At 72.9% G+C, this 1,324-nt stretch carries 1 protein-coding gene; it reads left to right on the forward strand.

Annotation, left to right across the window (positions count from 1 at the left end):
- Nucleotides 1-474: 474 nt before the first annotated feature.
- Entirely contained in the window at nt 475-1,140 is a 666-nt protein-coding gene (locus tag ACFWR9_RS42625) for a class F sortase (protein ID WP_383853055.1), read from the forward strand.
- The last annotated feature ends 184 nt before the right edge of the window (nt 1,141-1,324 follow it).

Below are 1,324 nucleotides of genomic sequence, written 5' to 3' on the forward strand. Positions count from 1 at the left end.
CGGACCGCGGCGGGCTAGGACGCTGGGCTGGGCGACGTTGTGGCTGGGATGGTTGGGGTCGCCGCCGGGGGTGGCCGCGGGGGCGGCCAGACCGAGGACAGCGACCGCGGCGCCGGCTGCCGCGAGGGCACGAGTGTTACGCATCTGATCCTCCGCGGAAGACGCCCCGGGTCCCGTTCCCGGTCGATCGGCGAGAAAGCGCCTCCCAGAAAGACCCTCAGTTGCCTTGCGCGGGCCCGCATTTCGGCAATGGTCCGTACTGGTGAGGGGCGTACCGGGCCAGAACCGCGCCAGTGGATATCGCCGCAGGTCACACACCGTCAGAAATTTCCTGCGGCCGTGTCCCGGATGGCTCACGCGAGGACGCGCCCGCCACCCGTTCGCCGCCGCCCCGTCGCCGGTCCCCCGCGCGGCGCTTAGCGTGCTGCTATGCGCGGATGATCCGGCGACGGCCGGGTCGAGAGGGGATGGCGAATGTACGACTCCGAGTTGGCCGAAGAGGAGGAGCGGCGGAGGAAGCGCGCTCCCTGGGGCGTCATAGCGCTTGTTCTGCTGACCGGTCTCGCGCTCATCCGGAACGGCTCGGGGGAATTCGACGCGGGCCCGCCGCAGCCGGCGTCCGCCGCCGCCTCGGACACCCGCGTGGCGGCCGGTGACGGCGGGGCCAAGGAGGTGGCGCCGCTGCCGTACTCGGTGCCCGACCGGGTCGCGATCCCCGGCATCCAGGTCGACGCGCCGATCATGCCGGTCGGTCTGGACGCGGAGGGCTGGGTGGACGCGCCACCGCCCGAGGACCCGAACCTGGCCGGCTGGTTCACCGGCGCGGTCGCTCCCGGGGAGAAGGGCACCGCGGTCGTCGTCGGTCACGTCGACAACCAGCAGGGCCCCGCAGTCTTCTACGGACTCGGGGCGCTGAAGAAGGGAAACAAGGTCGAGGTGCACCGCCAGGACGGGAAGACGGCGGTGTTCGAGATCTACGGCATCGAGGTGTTCGAGAAGAACAACTTCCCCGGCGACCGGGTCTACGCCTCGAAGGGCGGCCCCGAACTGCGGGTCATCACCTGTGGCGGCGGCTTCTCCAAGCAGAACGGCTACGACGGGAACGTCGTCGCCTTCGCCCGCCTGGTCGAGGCCCGCTGAGCGGCCCCGGCCCAGCGGGCCCGGCGAGGGTCAGACGTGGCTTCGCCGGGGGACGGTGAGGTGGTAGCCGGAGTCCAGCAGCCCGGGCAGGTAGCGCCGCAGGGCGCGGACGCTCTGTGAGCGGTCGCCCCCGGCGGGGGGGGGGGGTGTGGGCAGGGGGCGGGGGGGGGGGGGGGCGGGGCGC

The sequence above is a fragment of the Streptomyces sp. NPDC058534 genome, from assembly GCF_042717365.1.
In the GTDB taxonomy this organism is placed as follows: Bacteria; Actinomycetota; Actinomycetes; order Streptomycetales; family Streptomycetaceae; genus Streptomyces.